16 protein-coding genes are annotated in these 19,726 nt (G+C 40.3%); 12 read left to right on the plus strand and 4 right to left on the minus strand.

Going from position 1 to position 19,726, the window contains the following annotated elements; genetic code table 11:
• Positions 1-201: 201 nt before the first annotated feature.
• From BK575_RS11285 to BK575_RS11295, 3 genes are read left to right on the plus strand one after another with little or no spacing between them, the layout of a single operon-like run.
• Positions 202-591, plus strand: a complete 390-nt coding sequence (locus tag BK575_RS11285) for a GntR family transcriptional regulator (RefSeq protein ID WP_078410452.1) — start codon at positions 202-204, stop codon at positions 589-591.
• Positions 584-1,483: an ABC transporter ATP-binding protein gene (locus BK575_RS11290; protein WP_078410453.1), complete on the plus strand. Its 900-nt coding sequence runs from the start codon at positions 584-586 to the stop codon at positions 1,481-1,483. Before BK575_RS11285 ends, BK575_RS11290 begins: the two co-directional genes overlap by 8 nt.
• Complete coding sequence (locus tag BK575_RS11295; protein WP_078410454.1) at positions 1,458-3,473, plus strand: DUF6449 domain-containing protein; 2,016 nt, start codon at positions 1,458-1,460, stop codon at positions 3,471-3,473. The genes BK575_RS11290 and BK575_RS11295 overlap by 26 nt, the downstream gene beginning before the upstream one ends.
• Before the next feature lie 129 nt (positions 3,474-3,602).
• Here the strand turns inward: BK575_RS11295 and BK575_RS11300 are convergent, their stop codons facing one another.
• Positions 3,603-4,421 carry a HipA family kinase gene (locus tag BK575_RS11300; protein WP_078410455.1) on the minus strand — a complete coding sequence of 273 codons (819 nt, stop codon included), beginning with the start codon at positions 4,419-4,421 and terminating at the stop codon, positions 3,603-3,605.
• A 396-nt stretch (positions 4,422-4,817) separates the two neighbouring features.
• Here BK575_RS11300 and BK575_RS11305 point away from each other — a divergent pair, with 396 nt between their 5' ends.
• The 3 genes from BK575_RS11305 (at position 4,818) to BK575_RS11315 (ending at position 8,176) form a co-directional block, all read left to right on the plus strand.
• Positions 4,818-5,000, plus strand: coding sequence for a hypothetical protein (locus BK575_RS11305; RefSeq protein WP_078410456.1), 183 nt, complete (start codon positions 4,818-4,820; stop codon positions 4,998-5,000).
• Between the two features lie 48 nt (positions 5,001-5,048).
• Complete coding sequence (gene cysK, locus BK575_RS11310; protein WP_078410457.1) at positions 5,049-5,972, plus strand: cysteine synthase A; 924 nt, start codon at positions 5,049-5,051, stop codon at positions 5,970-5,972.
• Between the two features lie 869 nt (positions 5,973-6,841).
• On the plus strand, positions 6,842-8,176 hold the full coding sequence (locus BK575_RS11315; RefSeq protein ID WP_078410458.1) for an FAD-dependent oxidoreductase: 1,335 nt from the start codon (positions 6,842-6,844) through the stop codon (positions 8,174-8,176).
• Positions 8,177-8,273: 97 nt separating this feature from the next.
• Here the strand turns inward: BK575_RS11315 and pdxR are convergent, their stop codons facing one another.
• The gene (gene pdxR / locus BK575_RS11320) at positions 8,274-9,719 is read right to left on the minus strand and encodes a MocR-like pyridoxine biosynthesis transcription factor PdxR (protein WP_078410459.1); all 1,446 of its coding nucleotides are present in this window, start codon (positions 9,717-9,719) and stop codon (positions 8,274-8,276) included.
• A 294-nt stretch (positions 9,720-10,013) separates the two neighbouring features.
• Between pdxR and BK575_RS11325 the strand changes: the two genes are divergently transcribed.
• Entirely contained in the window at positions 10,014-10,931 is a 918-nt protein-coding gene (locus BK575_RS11325; protein WP_078410460.1) for a DMT family transporter, read from the plus strand.
• 75 nt (positions 10,932-11,006) lie between these two features.
• Here BK575_RS11325 and BK575_RS11330 read toward each other — a convergent pair whose 3' ends face one another.
• The gene (locus BK575_RS11330) at positions 11,007-12,191 is read right to left on the minus strand and encodes an aminotransferase class I/II-fold pyridoxal phosphate-dependent enzyme (RefSeq protein ID WP_078410461.1); all 1,185 of its coding nucleotides are present in this window, start codon (positions 12,189-12,191) and stop codon (positions 11,007-11,009) included.
• A 228-nt stretch (positions 12,192-12,419) separates the two neighbouring features.
• Between BK575_RS11330 and BK575_RS11335 the strand changes: the two genes are divergently transcribed.
• The 4 genes from BK575_RS11335 to BK575_RS11350 all read left to right on the plus strand — a co-directional run bounded on the left by BK575_RS11335 (position 12,420) and on the right by BK575_RS11350 (position 16,959).
• A complete protein-coding gene (locus BK575_RS11335; RefSeq protein ID WP_078414752.1) occupies positions 12,420-12,887 on the plus strand; it encodes a GNAT family N-acetyltransferase in 468 nt (155 codons plus the stop codon).
• A 231-nt stretch (positions 12,888-13,118) separates the two neighbouring features.
• Positions 13,119-14,498 (plus strand): M48 family metallopeptidase, encoded by a 1,380-nt coding sequence (locus BK575_RS11340; RefSeq protein WP_078410462.1) that lies wholly within the window; start codon positions 13,119-13,121, stop codon positions 14,496-14,498.
• A gap of 588 nt (positions 14,499-15,086) precedes the next feature.
• Positions 15,087-16,025 (plus strand): FkbM family methyltransferase, encoded by a 939-nt coding sequence (locus tag BK575_RS11345; RefSeq protein ID WP_078410463.1) that lies wholly within the window; start codon positions 15,087-15,089, stop codon positions 16,023-16,025.
• A gap of 472 nt (positions 16,026-16,497) precedes the next feature.
• Entirely contained in the window at positions 16,498-16,959 is a 462-nt protein-coding gene (locus BK575_RS11350; protein ID WP_078410464.1) for a hypothetical protein, read from the plus strand.
• A 195-nt stretch (positions 16,960-17,154) separates the two neighbouring features.
• On the opposite strand, the gene BK575_RS11355 is transcribed toward BK575_RS11350, so the two are convergent.
• Positions 17,155-17,925, minus strand: coding sequence for a LysM peptidoglycan-binding and 3D domain-containing protein (locus BK575_RS11355; protein WP_078410465.1), 771 nt, complete (start codon positions 17,923-17,925; stop codon positions 17,155-17,157).
• 308 nt (positions 17,926-18,233) lie between these two features.
• Here BK575_RS11355 and BK575_RS11360 point away from each other — a divergent pair, with 308 nt between their 5' ends.
• On the plus strand, positions 18,234-19,118 hold the full coding sequence (locus tag BK575_RS11360) for a diacylglycerol/lipid kinase family protein (RefSeq protein WP_078410466.1): 885 nt from the start codon (positions 18,234-18,236) through the stop codon (positions 19,116-19,118).
• Positions 19,119-19,726: the final 608 nt, after the last annotated feature.

Genomic DNA, 19,726 nt, shown 5'->3' on the forward strand with positions numbered 1-19,726 from the left:
GTCAACAAAATGTGCTTTTGAATAAATGATAGGACGTCAATCCGGCAGAGATCTTCGCTGTTGGATTTTTTTTTGCAGAAATTCAAAAAATGGCTTGTAAAAATTTCAAACCTCTTTATAATAATAACTGTAATACGATAAGTAATACAGTTAATACACTATATACAGTTAGAACAGTTTCAAATAGAAAGGAGGAACACCATGTTCAATCTCGATCTTCGGAGTCGTAAGCCCATTTACGAACAGCTTGTTGATAAATTAAAAGAATTCATCATCCATGAAATGTTCAAAGCAGATGAACAGCTGCCGTCCGTTCGCTTGCTTGCGAAAGAACTGACGATTAATCCGAATACCATTCAAAAAGCTTACCGTGAATTGGAACACCAAGGCTATATTTATTCTATTCCAGGTAAAGGCAGCTTTGTTTCACCCCAATCTGAAACGAAAAATAATGAGAAGGTGGAAAAAATGAAACAAGACTTAATCAAGCTGATTTCAGAAGCGATGTATTTAGGGCTGAAAAAAGAAGAGATTTTATCTCTTGTAGAAAAAGCGGAGCAGTCGGTGAAGGGAGGAGAAAAGGATGATTGAAGTCAAACAGGTAAGAAAAGAATTTGAAGATATTGAAGCGGTCAAAAAAGTGAACTTACATATCGAAAAAGGATCCATTTATGGACTGCTCGGATCGAACGGGGCAGGGAAAACGACTCTTTTAAAAATGATTGCAGGCATTTATAAGCAAGATGAAGGGCAAGTGCTCATTGAAGGTGAGCCTGTTTTTGAAAATGTTGGCATAAAGCAAAAAGCCATTTTTTTGCCGGACTCTTTATATTTCTTTCCGCAAACGACGATTAAACAAATGGCTCAGTTTTACGAAAGCATGTATGCATCATGGAATGAAGAGCGATTTCAAAAGCTTGGTGAGGTGTTTCCGATTCCGGTGACGAAAAAAATCCATCGTCTGTCGAAAGGAATGCAGCGGCAAGTGGCGTTTTGGCTTGCGTTATCGGCTATGCCGGATGTGTTGATTTTAGATGAACCGTTAGACGGATTAGATGCGGTCATGAGACAAAAGGTGAAAAACTTGCTTGTACAAGATGTGGCGGAACGGGAAATGACCATTTTGATTTCTTCTCACAATTTACGTGAAGTAGAGGATTTATGTGATCATATCGGTATTTTGCATCACGGGGAACTAATAATCGAAAAAGAACTCGATGATTTGAAGTCGGATGTCCATAAAATCCAAGTGGCATTCACGGGAGATGTTCCGCAAGCGTTCCTGCAAGATCTGGACATTTTATACAAAGAACAGCGAGGAAGCGTCTTGCTTTGTATTGTTAGAGGAAAGGAAGCGCGGATTACCTCTTATATTCAATCACATCGGCCAGTCATCTTAGATATGCTCCCACTCACATTGGAGGAAATTTTTATATATGAAATGGGGGATGTCGGTTATGCCATCGAAAACATCATCGTTTAATCGGGGGATTTGGAAGCAAAACGTCCGGAATGTCGGCTGGATCGGACTCGTTTATTTTCTATGTTTAACGTTTGCGCTGCCATTGCAGCTGCTCATGATTTATTCCAATAAAGAGCGAGCTTATTATTATGAAGCAAAAGGGCTTTTTAACGTGATGGGAGAATTCCAAATCCTCCTTGTTTTCGTTTTGCCCGTCCTGCTGGCGGTTTTTTTATTCCGCTATATGCAGGTTAAGCTATCGACCGACTATATTCATAGTTTGCCAATACGCCGGGAGACGCTGTATCATCAGCAAGCATTGCTTGGTTCACTGCTGTTGGTTGTTCCGGTAATTTTGACGGGGGTTATTCTTTGGCTGCTTCACGGCGCCCTGGATTTGTCAGAGTTCTATTCGAAAAGTGAAATCGGCCATTGGGTGATGGCAACATGCTTATGGAATTTATTCGTCTTTTTTGCAGGTGTATTCGTGGCCGTTTTCACAGGGATGTCCGTGCTCCAAGGAGCTCTCACTTACATTTTATTGTTCTTGCCGGCAGGGCTTATTATCCTGACGTTCATGAATGCGAAGTACTTTTTATTCGGCTTTTCGGTCGATTATTATTTAAATCAACAAGTGCAACAGCTCATTCCGTTTGTTCGGGCATTCGAAATGACGCGCCATCCTTTAATCGGAACAGAATGGGCCGTGTATGGCTTATTGATCGTTATCTTCTATACATTGTCACTAATTGTATATAAAAAGCGCCATATTGAAGTAGCAACCCAGGCGATTGCGTTCAGGCCCCTGCAGCCGGTATTCAAATACGGTATGACTTTTTGTACAATGCTAGTCGGCGGATTGTACTTCGGTGAAACGCAAAACGACTTCGGCTGGATTTTATTTGGTTTTGCAGCTGCCTCTTTAATCGGCTATTTTGTGGCAGGGATGATTCTTCAAAAAACGTGGCGCGTATTCGGCCAATGGAAAGGGTTTTTAATTTTCGCTTTAACCATGTTTATAGCCGGTATATTGCTTCAAATGGATATAACAGGTTATGAAAAGAAGCAGCCGGAGTTGGCGGATGTCAATCGTGTATATTTTGCAGAATCAATCTACCCTTTAACGGATGCCTATCAAAAACAGAGAGAAACAGAGCTGGAAGACTCAAACCAGGTTTACATCACGGATGAAGAAGAATATTATTTTAAGGACCCAAGAAATATTGAACATATCTATGAGCTTCATCAGCAAATTATTAAGGAGCGGCCTGAACGGGTTCATCCGCGTGATACACGTTCCGTTGCCATTGGATATGAATTGAATAACGGCAAGAGGATCGTGCGCTATTATGACATTCCGTTTGAATCATACAAACCGCTTTATAAACCGATTGTCGAATCAAATGAATACAAAGAAAATCGTTACTCGCTTCTTCGTGAATCCAAGAAAAATGATGTGATCGACAAAATTACGATTCAACCGGATGGACCTATGGGTAAACGTGCGGCCATTACAGATCCTGAAAGAATTAAAGAGTTCACTGCGATTGTAAAAGAAGAACTGAAATCCGAAACATCTGAACAAATTTTTGATGATAGCTCAAGCTGGGCGTATATCGAATTTTTATACAGCAATAACAAACAAATGAATGTGCCATGGAAAAAGTCTTATAAAAAAGTAGAGGAATGGCTAAAGGAGAATAAACTTCTTGAACAAGCACGTGTGATGCCGGAGGATTTGGCATATGCCGTCGTGATCAAGAATGAAGAAGGAAAAGATCGATACGAATATATTCGCTCCGACGAAATCGAGAAGAAATTTAAAGACCGCGAGGACGGATTGCGCATCAAAGATAAAAAACAGCTGGAACAAGCTTTGCTTGCAGCTAAGCAACAGGAGCTTGGCACCTATGTAATTGCCTTCTATTTCATCGGAAATCCGTATCCAGAGTTTCAAGTATTTGATGAAAAGAGTGCGCCTGATTTTGTTAAGCAGCATTTTGCTCAATAATTGATTTAGAAAAACGAACATGATTGTTTTTAGGCTGCACCTTCCATTGTTAGATCAACTAACAATGGAAGGTGCAGTTTTTTATGGTGGATTATTTTTCAGCGTTGGTATGTGCATATGATGCCAACGTTATTTTTTTGCGCTATAATACTTGATGATATTATTTACGATGTTAGGCAATGCTTTTTTCTGATTTAAAAGAAACTGGTAGAGAGCTTCTCGTTCCTCGGAGCTTACATTCCACTCAGCAGGGATGGAATGGATCACTTCATATATTGATTCATTTGGCAACTTTTCAATTTTATCGATAAATGAAGCCAACTCGTTGGAATCATCTAGAAGAGAGTTTGCCCATTGATAAAAAGGCCATTTGAAGTTATATTCAGGCTGCCCCTCACGAAGTGTTTGTGCATTCCATTCATAGCGCCCCGGAAAACATCTTCCATGATCAATCATGTGGACATAATAGTTGCCGTCACTTAGCCGCTCCAAAATGACATTCATCGTACCCCGGTCAGAGTTGTTTACCCATTGGTCGAATACAGTTATTCCTGCAAGCATATTCCCATTCTTAACTTCCGCTTTAGAAGGAGGAGCTTCTCTTACATCTTCGAATGACATACAGTTTTCAATATAAACGCATCCATAATGGGTACCAGGATTATAGCTTCGTTTTTTCTGTTGTAATTCCGGAGTATTCTTGATAAATTCCTCTGGTACATAAACAAGAGTAAATGGAATAATGGGGAGTGAAAGAAGCTGTGCCAATTTTGCAATTACATATTCATTAACCACTTCTTTTATTCTTTTTTTTCTAACACCGTAAAACTTCGTAACATACCTTTTTCCATCACTGTATTCAATTACATGAGCTGTTCCGCCTCTTAACGCCTGGACATATTTAACAGCGTATATGGGCTGTTTCATCTTCTTTTTTTCCTTTGCCATAACATTCGCTCCTTTGCTGATTAATTACCAAAGCGGTGACCCCAGTTAAGATGAATGGTCTTGTACCAACAAGGTCTCGTATTTCTTGAATATAGCTCATCTCATTATCCTTTCTTGATGATTAGCTCCTTATTAAACAATTAAATAGAGTTCTTTTTTTATTAAATTCAGAATGGGCAAGATTCGAAACGGTCAAAAGCATATTTTTGAAAAAGTTTTTTATGGTGATCAAATGTAAATAAAATACCGAAAAAATCATGAAATCTAGCTGTTTTTAACTTTTTTACAAAAGTAAATAGGGTATGGCAATTTGTTGGAAAAGGTAATAACCTAGAGCCAAAAAAATATTTGTTTCATATTATAAATTGAGATAGTCCAGAAGAAGGTGATAGGGAGATGGATGATTTTAAATTGATTAAAATAGAAAGAATTAAGACCAATGGTGAAAAGGAGCTTCTTATTCATAATCCAACCTCATTAAAATTAATTGGAAAAGGAAGTCAAGGTGCGGTTTTTCAACTCGGTGAAGATTGCTGTGTAAAAATTTTTTCAGCCTTAATTATTTGGTTCGTCGTATAAATTCCTGTATAATCTTATAGGAATAATACAATAAAGGTTGGATTACAGATGAAACTATATAATTCCATTCTTGATCTAGTAGGAAACACACCGATTGTAAAATTAAATAATATTCCCGATCGTAATGGGGCCGATGTTTATATTAAGCTGGAATCGTTTAATCCGGGAGGCAGCGTCAAAGACCGTGCAGCCATGAGCATGATTGAACGGGCCGAATCAGAAGGACTTATCGCACCCGGAAAAAGTACGATCATTGAGCCGACTTCCGGCAATACAGGCATCGGTATTGCAATGGTATGTGCGGCAAAAGGATATCGCTGTATGATTACGATGCCTGATAATGCGACGGTTGAGCGTGTCAAAATTTTAAAAGCTTATGGAGCAGAGGTTTATTTAACGCCAGCAAGCCTCCGTATGCAAGGAGCCATCGATGAAGCGGAACGTCTTGCGGCCAATGTCCCTGGAAGCTTTATTCCGATGCAGTTCGAAAATGCGGCAAACCCTGATGCTCATCGCACAACGACGGCTGTGGAGATTATGGAGGCGTTCGACGGTAAGCTTGATGCGCTTGTATTGACCGCAGGAACAGGGGGAACCGTGACAGGAACGGGCGAAGAGCTCAAGAAAAAAATTCCCGGCTTAAAAATTTATGTTGTTGAACCATACGGATCCCCAGTCCTTTCAGGAGGCGAACCAGGACCCCACAAAATTCCGGGAACTGGGCCGGGATTCGTGCCAACGATCTTGAATCGTGAAGTTTACGACGAGATTTTACTCATTAAAGACGAAGACGCTCAAACGATGGCTAGACGTTTGGCGGCAGAAGAAGGAATTTTTGTCGGGGCATCCGGTGCGGCATCTGCTCACTTTGCGGTTGAAACCGCCAAAAAGCTTCCGGCAGGTGCAAGAGTGCTTTGTATGGCACCTGACACAGGTGAACGTTATTTGTCTTCAGATTTGTTTCCTGAATAAAAACCAACAAAAGAAGGACAGCTGTCCTTTTTTTGTTGGTTCTTACAAAGAACAATCCTGATATTTCTATAGGAAAAATGCTCGGTTTTGTTCCCACATCTGCTTCTTGGAAATATATATAACTATGGTGAGAAATAATTTATCAGCCGACAGGTGCAGAGTGTAAAAATGTTTATAATACATTTTAGAGAAACGAGAACGATGTTAACAGTTGTTGAAACGTGAAAGCATCAAAACGCAGAAGGATCGGGGGATTCATGCCCATTCTGATCGACGTGTTAAAAATGGACATGTTTGCATGCCTTCTTCAATATATTGTGTAAAGGAAAAAATAATCATGCGAAGGTATAAACAAAAGAGATAAGCAGTGCTTTTGTTTATACCTTTTCTTCTACAAAGGATGTGGTGACAGTAGAGGTAAATGCAAGCTATCATATTCTTTCTGATATAAATGGGGTATTAACCGTGGCGATTTGCATAAATGGAGAAATTGGAGTCATCGTCGCCGGACAAACCGAGACTATATTAATCAAGTTGAAGAATATTTTTAAAGAAAGATAGCCAGGCAGGTATACGTTCTTCATACCTGCCTGGCTATCTTTCAAAAAATGGCTTGCAACATTCAATTTTCCCTATATTAACTGGAGTAAGTCCCCAGCATCAACGCCTAGAGTCATCAGAGCAGTTAAGCGGAAAGTGCGGAATGATTGAATAGGCAGAAAGAAAACAAATATTTGTGAAAAAAATCACAAATAAAACTTGCCGTTTCTTCATCGTTCATTTATAATAAAATCATAGAACATGTAAAACAATTCACATTCTTTTTTGTGAAATGTTTCACAAAAAGAATGTTCCGAGGAGGAAATTTTATGAAAATTGCAGTAATAGGGTGTACACATGCTGGAACGGCAGCTGTTAAAAATATAGCGTCTCTTTATTCTAATGCGGAAGTGACCGTGTATGAGAAGAATGCTAATGTTTCCTTTTTATCTTGCGGGATTGCGTTATATGTTGGAGGTGTAGCAAAAGATCCAAATCGATTATTTTATTCTTCACCAGAAGAACTTGAATCAATGGGGGTGAAGATGAACATGAAGCACGAAGTCATTTCCATTGACACTACTGAAAAAACGTTGAAAGTGAAAAACTTGATGGACGGTGAAGTATTTGAAGATACATTTGATAAGTTAATTATGACAACTGGTTCATGGCCTGTCATTCCAACGATTGAAGGAATCAATCTTGAGAATATCGTTTTATCGAAAAACTTTGCTCATGCAAATGACATTATCGAAAAAGCAAAAGAAGCGAAAAAAATTACGGTCATTGGTGCCGGCTATATCGGTGTCGAGTTGGTCGAAGCGTTTGAGAAATATGGCTCGGAAGTAACACTGATTGATGGAGCCGACCGCATTTTAAATAAATACCTCGATTCGGAATATACGAAATTAATTGAGCAAGAATTAACGAATCGAAACGTCCATCTTGCTCTTAATCAGTCTGTAACGCGATTCGAGGGGGAGAATGGAAAAGTTTCTAAAGTTGTGACGACAAACGGAGAATACGAAACCGATTTAGTGATTTTATGTGTGGGTTTCCGTCCTAATACAAAGTTGTTGGAAGGGCAAGTTGACATGCTTGAGAACGGGGCCATCATTGTAGATGAGTATATGCGTACAAGTAAAGAAGATGTGTATGCAGCAGGTGACAGCTGTGCGGTCTTCTATAACCCGACGAAAAAGCATATGTATATCCCGCTTGCAACGAATGCTGTTCGAATGGGAACGCTGGTTGCTAAAAATATCATGGAACCAACCGTAAAGTACATGGGAACACAAGGTACGTCAGGATTACGATTATATGATCTAAATATCGCTTCAACTGGTGTAACTGAAACAGCCGCTTCATTTTTAGATATGAATGTGAAAAATATCACAATCAAAGAGCATGATCGTCCAGAGTTTATGCCGACGTATGAAACGATCTTGTTCAAGGTCGTGTATGAAGAAGCATCCCGAAGAATCGTCGGTGCTCAAATCATGTCCAAGGCAGACGTGACCCAGGCAGTGAATACGATATCCGTTTGTATTCAAAATGAGATGACCGTTGATGAACTAAGCTTTATCGACTTTTTCTTCCAGCCGCATTACAATAAACCGTGGAACTTTTTGAACCAAGCCGGTCTGCAGGCAATTGGCTCTTAATAGAAAGAGGTAAGTCTTTAAAGGCTTACCTCTTTCTATTTGGCTGCAAATGACTATCTATCTTGTTGTGAAGCGGCCGTTTCTTTAGAGTTTCATCTCATAGCCCGGCCAATTCTGTTGAAAGGATTTCACAGAGCTTTTCCAGCCCTACTGTTAGATCATGATCACTTAATAATGAATAGCTTAGACGGATGTAGTGGTGTTTCGGTTCATGCACAAAACAAGAGGATCCTGGCAAAAAGGAAACTGAAGCGTCGTTTGCCCTCGCAAGCAAGGACATAGCATCAACATTTTCAGGTAAGGCTACCCATAAATTCAACCCGCCTTGAGGGAGATGAAATTGAACCGAATCCCCTAATGAAGAAAGGATGTTTGCCGATGTATCGCGCCGTATTTGTAAAGCGATCCGCAGCTTTTGTAAATGATTTCGCATCCTTTCTGTACGCAAAAAAGGAAGAATGCCTTTTTGGGTAAGCAACGGGCTTCCGATGTCCATGGAAGCTTTTGTGGCATAAAGCCAATCGTATACAGGTCCTTCAGCGAGCAGGGCAGCGATCCGAATCCCCGGTGCCATCGTTTTGCTGAACCCTTTTATATACAAGACATGTCCGTTCCGGTCAAAATATTTGATGGGACGGGGAAGGGGAAAGTCATCAAAGTAAATCTCACTGAACGAGTCATCTTCTATAATAAAAAAGTGATAAAGTTCGGCAAGTTCGACGAGTTCCCGTCTTCTTTGTTCGCTCATCAACGTACCGGTAGGATTGTGGAACGTCGGATTGACATACACCAAAACCGGTTTCCGTTTCTGACAAACTTCTTCTAATCGATCGATCCGGAGACCTTTTTCATCAACATCGATGGGAAGGACATTGATCCCTTTATTCATAAAAACATCAATGGCCGCACCGTAACACGGGCTTTCGACTACAACCGTATCCCCGGGTTTTAATAATGTTTGGGCGATAAGATCGATTCCTTGCTGGACACCGCTTGTAATGATAAGATTGGAAGGGAGGGCGGTTAGTCCTTGCTGTTCTTCCAAATAGGCGGAAACGGCGAATCGAAGTTCTTCATCTCCTTGGACAGGGCCGTATGTCGCCAGAATCATTCGGTTTTTGTCGAGGATTTTTTGCATTTCGTCTGCCAAAAACTGTGTCGGCAGGAGGCGCGGGTAGACGACTGCCTGGGAAAAATCATAATATTGCTTTTTGCGATTGAGTAAATATTGGGAGCGAATGATATTGTACGATAAAGAGCGCTGCCACTCATATGGAAGGTTTGGCTGTGGAATAGGAATTGTTTTTTGCCCTTTTACATATACGCCCTTGCCGCGCTGGACGGACACATATCCTTTCGTTTCCAGCCATTTGTACGCCTTGCGGACAGTTAATAAACTAACACCGAGATCGTCTGCGAACGTGCGTAAAGAAGGAAGCTGCTCCCCGTCTGCCAGCATCCCATTTTGAATCCGCTGCACCATTTGCATGCAGATTTGCTGATAGAGCGGTGTACTCGAATGTTTGTGCAATGTGAATTTCATCATTTCACCCCAATTCTTTATATATTCCACTTAATAACTCGACACATCTTTATTTAATCGAAAAGCATCATCATCTGTGATTCAGGCAACTTGAATTTGCTCTCAAAGGTATAGAAAATGGGGCATGGCCGTTCTTGGGTCATGTCCCATTTTCTAAATCAATCTATATAGTTAAGTTAATCGCATTATAAACTCATTATCAACAAAAATATGATTCAACTGTTATAGACTGTGTTGTACTGTTATATATGTTATCCCCTATAATCATCTCATCTGTTAGAAGGGGGAAAACATATGGTAATCATCAATTATTTTTTCATTTGTCTCATTTTTGGAACGACATTTTTAACAATTAAAATGGGGATTGAGGCAGGGGCACCTCCTCTTTTTTCGGCGGGTATCCGTTTTTTTGCCGCGGGCCTTCTCGTTGTCTTATATTTTGCGGTAAAACGCCATCCTGTTACATTGTTTCTCTTATCAAAAAAAGTAGCGTTTGCCGGCTTTTGCCTCACATTCATGACGTTTGCCACGTTGTATTGGGCAGAACAATATATCACCTCAGGTTTAGCTGCTGTTTTGTCCGCGACCGGGCCGATGATGATTTTATTTGTTCAGGCGAAGCGGAATAAGACCATCATTAAAAGAGAGCAGTTTATTGCGCTTATGATTGCCCTTGCCGGAGTGATCTGCATTTCATTACCGGGCTTTCATCAAGAATTATCTTACTTGTGGGTAATCGCATGTGCTGTCATCTTGGGAGGGGAAGTGTTTTATGCAATAGGGACACTGAACTCAAAAGAGATTTTAACGACCGAAAAGGATGTATCGCCATTTTTGATCAATGGTGTTCAAATGCTGTATGGCGGTTCGATGCTCTTAATTTTTTCGATTATTATGGAGCAGCCGAATCCAGCCGTCCTTACAACATGGGATATATGGGGACCGATCGTTTATTTGATTTTCATCGGATCCATCGGAGGACACGGGCTATACTACTGGCTCATTTCGAAAACGAATCCGGTTTTTCCGTCTACATGGCTGTACATCTCCCCATTGATTGCTGTCGCGGCAGGATATATATTTTTGGATGAGCCGGTCAAACCAATTATGGGCCTCGGGGCCGCTTTCATTTTAGGCGGGGTGTTTTTGGCAAACCGAGCGACTCTCCAGTCGTATTGGAAGCAGGGGAAACTGTTCAAAAAAGCCGTATGATTTGGATAAGGATGAAAAAAGGATCGAATGGAGACAGACAAATATCTGCTTCCATTCGATCCTTTTATTTAAAAATTAAACAAGGGAACCAGCTTTTGTTTGCTTTTCGTAAGAGCCAAGGAAAGCTTTTAAGCGTTTGATAGCTTCTTCCAATTTTTCCATTGAGTAAGCATATGAAATGCGGATATGTTCTTTCCCGCCGTTTGTAAACACGGTACTCGGAAGAACTCCGATCCCCGCTTCTTCCAGTAGTTGAACACTGAATTCATATGAATCGTGATGGAAGTTTTTGATGGACGGAAAAATATAAAAGGCACCTTCCGGAATGAACAGTTCAAAGCCGAGGGCCGTCAATTCCCTGCATAAATAATCGCGGCGGGCTTCGTATTCTTTTTTCATCACAAGGGCGTCATCTTTTCCGTCCGTTAACGCAGCGACAGCGGCTGCTTGAGCAATTGTATTAATGCTTGTAATGGTATATTGATGAACTTTAATCATTTCTTTCGTCAAATGTTCCGGTGCAAGCGTGAAGCCAATACGCCAGCCTGTCATCGCATGTGACTTCGAAAGACCGTTCAGGACGATTGTTTTATCCCGCATGCCTTCGATTGAAGCGATCGAAGCGTGCTGCTGGCCGTAAATGAGCTCACTGTATATTTCATCCGCCACCACGTAAATATTGAGCTCTTTCAGTACAGTGCTCAAGTCTTCCAATTCTTCTTTTGTCATGATGGCACCTGTCGGATTGGAAGGGTAACCGAGAATGACCGCCTTTGTTTTAGATGTTAGATGCTGAAGCACTTGTTCTTTCGTTAATTTAAAGGCCGTGTCTGTCGTATCCACACAAACAGTTTTTCCGCCACATAATGTGATGACCGGCTCATATCCGGAATAGGCAGGAGTCGGAAGCAATACTTCATCGCCTTCGTTTAAAATGGTTCTCAAAGCAATAAAAATGGCTTCTGTTGCCCCATTTGTGACTAAAATTTCATCTTTCGCACTATAGTTTAGTCCGTATTTAGATGAAAAATAATCGGAGGCCGCTTCACGCAGCTCCAGCAACCCTGCTGTATGGGCATAGGATGTCATATTTTGATCGATGGCACGCTTTCCGGCCTCCTTAATGTGGTCAGGCGTCGGAAAATCGGGCTGGCCAATCGTTAAGGAAATGACGTTTTGATACGTATTGATTTTTTCGGCAAATTGACGGATTCCCGAAATCTCAATTTGCTGAACTTGGGGATTCAAGATGTGTTTCATTGTATATACCTCTCTAACTTCAAAAAATAATAGAATGTAAAAAGCATACGGAAATAGTCTGAAAAAGGGGTTTATTTTTATAAATATACACCCATTCTTCTTTACCCGCAATCACTTAATCTATCCATCAGTGTAAATTAAGTGTGATAAACGAGTATTTTTCATTCATGGAGAGAATCAACTATAATGAAGAGTGGAAAATATACAAAAAACGAGAGGATAAATGACATGATTTCATTTGAACTGATTACAGAAGAAACATTATACATAGCCCTGGAGCTGTTGAATTCTAATGAAGAATACAATCGTTTGGAAAATGGACAGGCAACACGTACTGAAGAAGAGGTGCGGGCAGAATATATGAATAAAAAAACCATCAGTTTGTTTATTAAAGCCGATGATACTTATATTGGACTGATTGATTTTATGGATAAAAATGAAAAGGACGGCTATCCATGGATCGGTTCTTTCATTATCCACCGTGATTACCACGGATACGGATACGGGACACAAGCATATTTTCAGTTTGAACAATGGATGATTGAACACGATGTGTCTGCCGTACGCTTAGGGGTGCTCCAGCAAAACCCGAAAGCACGTGCTTTTTGGGAACGGGCAGGCTTTCAATATTATACAACAAAGCCGCTTGGCAAAAATCAGGTGGATTGCTTTGAGAAAACGTTGCAAACTGAATGAGAAAGCGGATAATGGTGTCTCATAATCCCAAAATATTATTATTGCTTTTTCGTTAATCTTCCACTAAATTTAAATGAGTAAATTACTAGATTGCTTTTATTCACTTCAGACAAACGAAAAATGCTTTCATGAACCGAGCTCGAACGAGGTAACCGAGCTCGGTTCTGTTTGCGGCTCTTTTTTTGTTGAATGCATAGATTGTGCGATCTAATTATGTAATAGGAGGTCATTATGCGAGAATTGATTCACCGAAAAGAAAGCTTTTATTTCAAGCTGTTGCTTGCTATCAGTATTCCAACATATGCTGTACTTGCTTTTTCCGGTATTGGCATTCTTATTTTGCTTTTACTTGGAATTATTCCTCTTTTGTTTCACTGGATCAGCATGGGAATGATTCGAGGAAATGGCGTGAAAGTAACGGCGCAACAATTTCCTGACGCGTATGAGCGAGCCGTTCAGCTTTGCGGAAAAATGGGGATTGCTTCCGTTCCTGATATTTATATCATTCAGTCAGGAGGCTTTTTAAATGCCTTCGCAACAAGATTTTTTCGAAAAAACATGATTGTGCTGTACGCAGAAGTATTCGAATTGATTCGTGAAAATGCCAAGCCTGAGTTAGAATATATTATCGCACATGAGCTGGCACATATTAAACGAAATCATATTGTTAAACATATGCTCATCCTTCCGGGAAACTGGATTCCGTTCTTAGGAGAGGCTTATTCTCGTGCCTGTGAATATACATGTGATCAAATGGCCTTGCATTATACGGAAAATCGTCAAGCAGCGGCCAATGCCCTTACAATTTTGACAGTCGGAAAATCTCTGTATCAACATGTCGACATCGAGCAGCATCTCAAAGAAAGCAGCCAGGAAGCGAACTTCTTCGTTTGGTTTGCCGAAAAAGTATCGACACACCCTGCAACACCAAAGCGAATTCACCATCTTTCCATTTTCAGCGGAGGAGAAACGAATGTCTTGTTCAAAATGAGCAGGCAAACAAAAGCGGTTCTCGCTTTTCTTCCACTTATGTTCGTATTAGTAGCAGCGGGAGTGTACAGCGGAGGAAAGTTGTTCAAGGACTCCAGTTTATACAGCGATTTTGTGCTTGCATCTGAAGAGACGACCCTGCTTATGCTCGCTGCATCTGAAGGAGATGTAGAAAAGGCGGAAGAGTTGCTGAAAGAAGGGACAGATGTAAATGTTGCGGATGCTTCTGGCTGGACAGCCTTTCATTATTCTGTCTACTCGTATAATGAAGAGGAATTGAACAAGGATATGCTTACATTGCTGCTTCAGCACGGAGCCAATCCAATGCAGGAAGATAGTGAAGGTGATACCCCGGCCCATATAATCGCTTCTAATGGTGAAAATGAATTATTAACAATGATTCTTAAAAAAGGAATTGACGTCAATGCAGTAAACGGCTATGGGGATTCTCTTCTTATAAGCGCTGTATACAGCGATAATCCTGAAACGGTAAAGCTGCTGTTAGAAGCAGGGGCCGATCCTAATATAAAGGATGCAGGGGATAGAACTGCTCTTCAAATTGCAAAAGAGGACGGTTATCCAAAAATAGAAAAAGTACTAAAAGAATATAAAAAGAAATAATAATAATTACAAAGAACAAAAGCGCAAGCGCCTTGATCAGCCCCGACAAGCATAAGACGATCCAGAATAGAAGGTGCTTTTTACCTTCAATTCTGGAGTGGCTTATGACCTCGAGGGGCTAGGCGCTGGAGCTAGATGCCGAAGCGCTTATCCACAAGCCCAGATTTTATAATTTCCTACACAACAAAAAAGCTCTGCCTGGTTGGCAAGAGCTTTTTTGTTTGAGCAAGAAAAAAATAGAGATGAGGCCGCATTGGTATCAAATCGTTTAATTATTAGTATAAAATAACCATGAAAAAATGAATTAGAGCAGGGACAGGCACTCTTAAAACGAAGAATCCATTAATATATTGGAAATGGAATTTCGCTTCATGTTAAAGAATTGTAAATTATTTGTCAGAGGAAAGGAATTTCGCTTTTTGGTAAGGAAAATGTGAGAGAATTGAACTACCCCCCACTTATTTTTGGGCTACGCCCTGCACAAAATGGAAATGGGAGTCTTCACGCCTAAAATGATAAATTCCCATCCGTAAGGAATTCCTTACTCCTTATGCTCATTCTATTAAAAATGGAAAGGAACGTTTAGTCATGGAAGCAAAGGCACTCCTTCGAAAACCGATATTTATGAAAATGTGGGAAAAACACCCAAAAATATGGAAGCTGCTAATTGATGCAGGAATTCTACTAAAGTATAAAACGTTGAATATTAACAGGCTTCCAAATCAAATCAAACTTCCGTCATGCCATGTTATTTATGTGAATCCAAATGAAAATCGCGGAAGAGCATTATTGATTAAAGATGGGGTGACGCAAGATCGCCTTGCTGTGTTTTGGAGCCGGGCGGTACGGCAGTATAAGCCATCTCTTGTCTTGGATGTAGGGGTCAATTACGGGGAATGTCTTTTTTCCGTTTCCTATCCTTCGGGTACAATAGTGTATGGAATCGAAGCGAATAAACATTTGTTTAAATATATTATGCAATCTAGAGAAGAACATCCGAATAAAGAACAAATTCATCTTGTCCATGCTTTTGCTTCTGACCGGGAAGATGAAGAGCAATTATTTTATATTGATACACACTGGTCGGGCACATCTTCCGCTTCTTATATGCCGTCACATCAAATGGTCGAAGAAACCGTTGTTCCGACGGTTACAGTCGATTCGTTGTTTGAGCAAGAAGAGGTTTGTACTCATGATCTTCTTTTTAAAGTGGATGTAGAAGGATTTGAAGGTTTTGTTTTAAAAGGAATGGAGAAGCTATTGACAAACTGTCGCACCGCCGTTGGGTTGATAGAGTTCAACAGCCATTATATCCAAAATTCAGGCATCGATATCGATGAATTTTTACTTTTTTTACAGAGTCATTTTACCATATATATTTACGACGCAAGCAACCGGATGATCCCGGCATCAGCTCTTACATATGCAAGGCTTAAAAATTTATTTAAGTCGGAGTACGTTCATACCGATTTTCTGCTGGTGACAGACGCAGCCTTGAAAGATTGCCTCGGTTTGGATATGGGGTGAGAAGGATGAATGTCTGTCCCGAAAGAATGAAGTAGATAGAAGAAAAGAAATAAAGCCTCCAAAACTGAAAATGACTCGACTAGAAGCTCACGCTTTTTTCGTATGAAAGAGACAAAAGGTGAAAAACTAGGATTAGAAAAATTTGGAGGTTAAATCATGGAAACAATGAGAGTCATTCAATATTTGTTTACAGGGATGGGTGTTGTTTGTCTTGGATTTACGTATTACTTAATGTGGAAAAAAGATGAGGAAAAATAAAGGAGCAAAGCAGGAGAGCGTGAAGAAGCGTCTCCTGTTTTGCATTTTCATTTCACTCCCTTAAAGGTTTTACCGTTTGTATAACCGAAAAGCATAACGGCAAACATGTATGTTACCGCTTGTCACATATCTGTAATGATAAAGTAACCTCTATCAGACTTTACTTTTGATTATTATAGAAAAGAAGCAGTCCAAAATAAGGGGAGAGGGCTAGATGGATTTAAATCAATACATATTACCAATGCCGCTCAAGCAATTTTTAAGCGAGTTTGGAGATGAAATACAAAATGTAAACGATTATTCTTTGCAAGCGGCAGCAAGTCTTTATCAGCAATATTCGAGGTTTTATCATGTCGATCATGTGGAATTCACAAAAGCAGCCATTAATTGTTGGAATAAATCCGAAGACGCTATTCAATTTAAGTTTTTACTGAAAAATGAAATCGAACAAAACAAAAGAATTATTTTGGTCGATCAAAACATCAGCAGGGATTCAGTGGAAAGGAAACTAAGGGAGCTTCTCAGGTGCTACTCTTTATGTGTAAAGACAAATGGTGCGGAAGTGAATTTTGCCCGCATGCAAGGAAGCATTTTAGCTTATGCGGAACTGTTGGGATATGATCAGGAGAAAATGAGAGAGGATTTGGAAAAAATGCACTCGATTCGCTTAAAATAACTGGTCTTGCAATAAAAAGCGGGACCGCTGGAAGGACATAAATAAAAATTGGCAATCTCATAAATCTCGAGTATACCAGAATACTAAAAGGCCTCGCCATAAAATCCTAAATTTTACTGGATTCTAATGACGGGGCCTTTCAGGGAAATGGCTGCAAAGGGTGAAAAAGCACCCTTTGCAGCCATTTCCTTGTTATTATTTTATTACTTTTACATTCACTGTTTTGACGCCCCATTGAACAGCTTGTTCGTGTGAGGAGAAGAAAATGTCAATTTTATTCCCTTGAATCGCAGAACCGGTATCCCCGGCTATTGCCTCCCCATAGCCTTCTACAAATACTTTTGAACCTAATGGAATAACGGAAGGATCAACGGAGATGACTTTCGTATCCGGATTTTCTTTTAGGTTAATTCCTGTTGCTGTGATGCCTGAACAGCCTTCACAATTTGCTGTATAAGCGGTAGCGGTCATGGTGATTTCCTTACCGGAAGCTTGTTCTGCCGGTTGTGGACTTGATTGTTGTGCGGTCGGCTGCGGTGTCGGAGCCGGCTCCGGTACATTTGTGACGGACTCTACCTTTCGTTCGGACGTAACGGCCTTTGTACCAGGCGATTTGATTGTTAATGCATCATTAGGATGAATCAAGTCTGAAGACAGCCCGTTCCATCTCATTAAATCTTGAACTGAAATACCGTGGGCTCCGGCAATTTTAAACAATGTATCTCCTTTTTGAACCGTGTAAACTGTTTCTTCAGGAGAAACATTTAAGATTTGCTTCGGATAGATCATATCAGAACTCAAGTCATTCCAATCTTTTATCGCATCGACAGTTACTTTATGTTGAGACGCAATACCCCATAATGTATCTCCTTTTTGGACTTGATGCGTATCTGCCGCAAAAGCTTGTCCAGAAAATCCCGCTGACAGCATGGTTGCTGCTCCTAGTGTTAATGCTAATTTTTTCATAATGTATCCGCTCCTTTGTCTATTTCTGATTCTCATTCTAGCAATCTAAGAAAACAGAACGATTACAAACGATTATTAATTGGATTACAAAATCAAGACAAAGAATTTTCCTGTTGTAACATATCTTTGTAAGATTACTAGAAATAATGGAGGAAAGGCTTTTCTTTTCCAAAAAGTATTTCATTAAAGGGTGGACTCAATCTTTTCATATTTGGGTATAGAAGGTTAAGGACATGAAAAGAGGTCAACAACAGTCTTTTTAAGAGACGGCTGACTTTAGACAATAATAAAGAAAAGGTGCGTGAACCATGTTGAAAAAAGCAATGATTATTCTTAATCCGTCTTCAGGAAAAGAGAAAGCAAAAGAAAATGAGGTACGTATTGCTGAAGCACTCCAGGAGTTGGGCTACAAAGTGGATGCACGTGTAACAGAAAAGGAAAATGATGCAACCGCATATGCAAAAATCGCTTGCGAAGAACGGTATGATGCAGTCATCTCAGTGGGAGGGGATGGAACGTTGAATGAAACCATTAACGGGTTGGCTGAACAAGAGCATCGGCCGGCATTGGGAGTCATTCCTCTCGGTACGGTTAATGATTTTGCACGTGCTTTGAATATACCGCTAGATTGTGAGCAAGCGATTGACATGTTAAAACATCACAACATAAGGACGGTCGATGTCGGTAAAGTCAATGATGCTCACTTTTCTAACATCATTGCCGTCGGAGAAATCGCAGAAGCCACTTCTTCCGTTTCCGTCCAGAAAAAAACTCTTCTCGGTCCTATTGCTTATTTGGTGGAGGGAATTAAAACGCTTGTTCATAAAAAATCGTTTCATGTCCATCTGGAGCACGATAACGGAAAGTGGGAAGGGGATGCGTTACTTGTGTTAGTGACATTGACAAACTCAGGGGGCGGGTTTAAAAAGATGGCTCCCGATGCAAAAATCAATGACGGACTTATGCGTTGTGTAGTCGTTCATGACGTCCCCTTAACGAAATTTGGAGCATTGGTTTTAGCCCTTTTAAAAGGAGAGCACGTAGAGGACCCGGCGATCGAATATATCCACACATCCCATCTCCATGTATCGGCCGGTGATGAATTAACCGCTAATATTGATGGAGATGAAGGCCCCGCGCTTCCATTAACCATTGATGTGTTAAAAGAGCATTTAAACGTGTTCGTTCCTTGAACTACCTATACTTACTTTTCTAACGAAAACTTGTACAGAAATATTACACTATACAAACAAGCGTTTCAGTGCGCAAAAAAGCGATTTATCTCCCACCTATTTTGGGGCGTTGCCCTTCACAAAATAGGTGTAGGAGTCTTCTTGCCTAAAATGATAAAGAAAGAATGCAAATTTCCTTCGTGCGGCCATCAATCAGAGGAGTCAGCAGGGAGGTTTTTAGTTGAAGATCACCATTGCATTGGACAATCGAAAAAACCAGCGTATTGCTACATTTCTTTCCTTTTTATACATATAGTATAGTGTAGGAAGAAATCCAATCAACCAATATCCAGGGCAGCATTCTCCATTCAAACTTCCCGACTTGTTGACTGATTTTTTTTAGTAAGTAGAGGAATGGGGGGAGAGAATATCTAATCTTATAGCGGAAAGAAAACCAGTGGTCGATGCCTTAAAAATCGAACAGATGGGGAAGAATATGTAAAAGAGAGGAATTGTTGTCATTCATGTCGAATATATAAATAGATTAGTGTGCCTTTTCATTCATAAAAGAGGCAAATCCCGCTTTATGACCTAAAAGCGACCTGAGAAAATCGGCGGGGAAGAAAGCT

Origin of the sequence: Priestia abyssalis (assembly GCF_002019595.1) — a bacterium.
GTDB lineage: Bacteria > Bacillota > Bacilli > Bacillales > Bacillaceae_H > Bacillus_BA > Bacillus_BA abyssalis.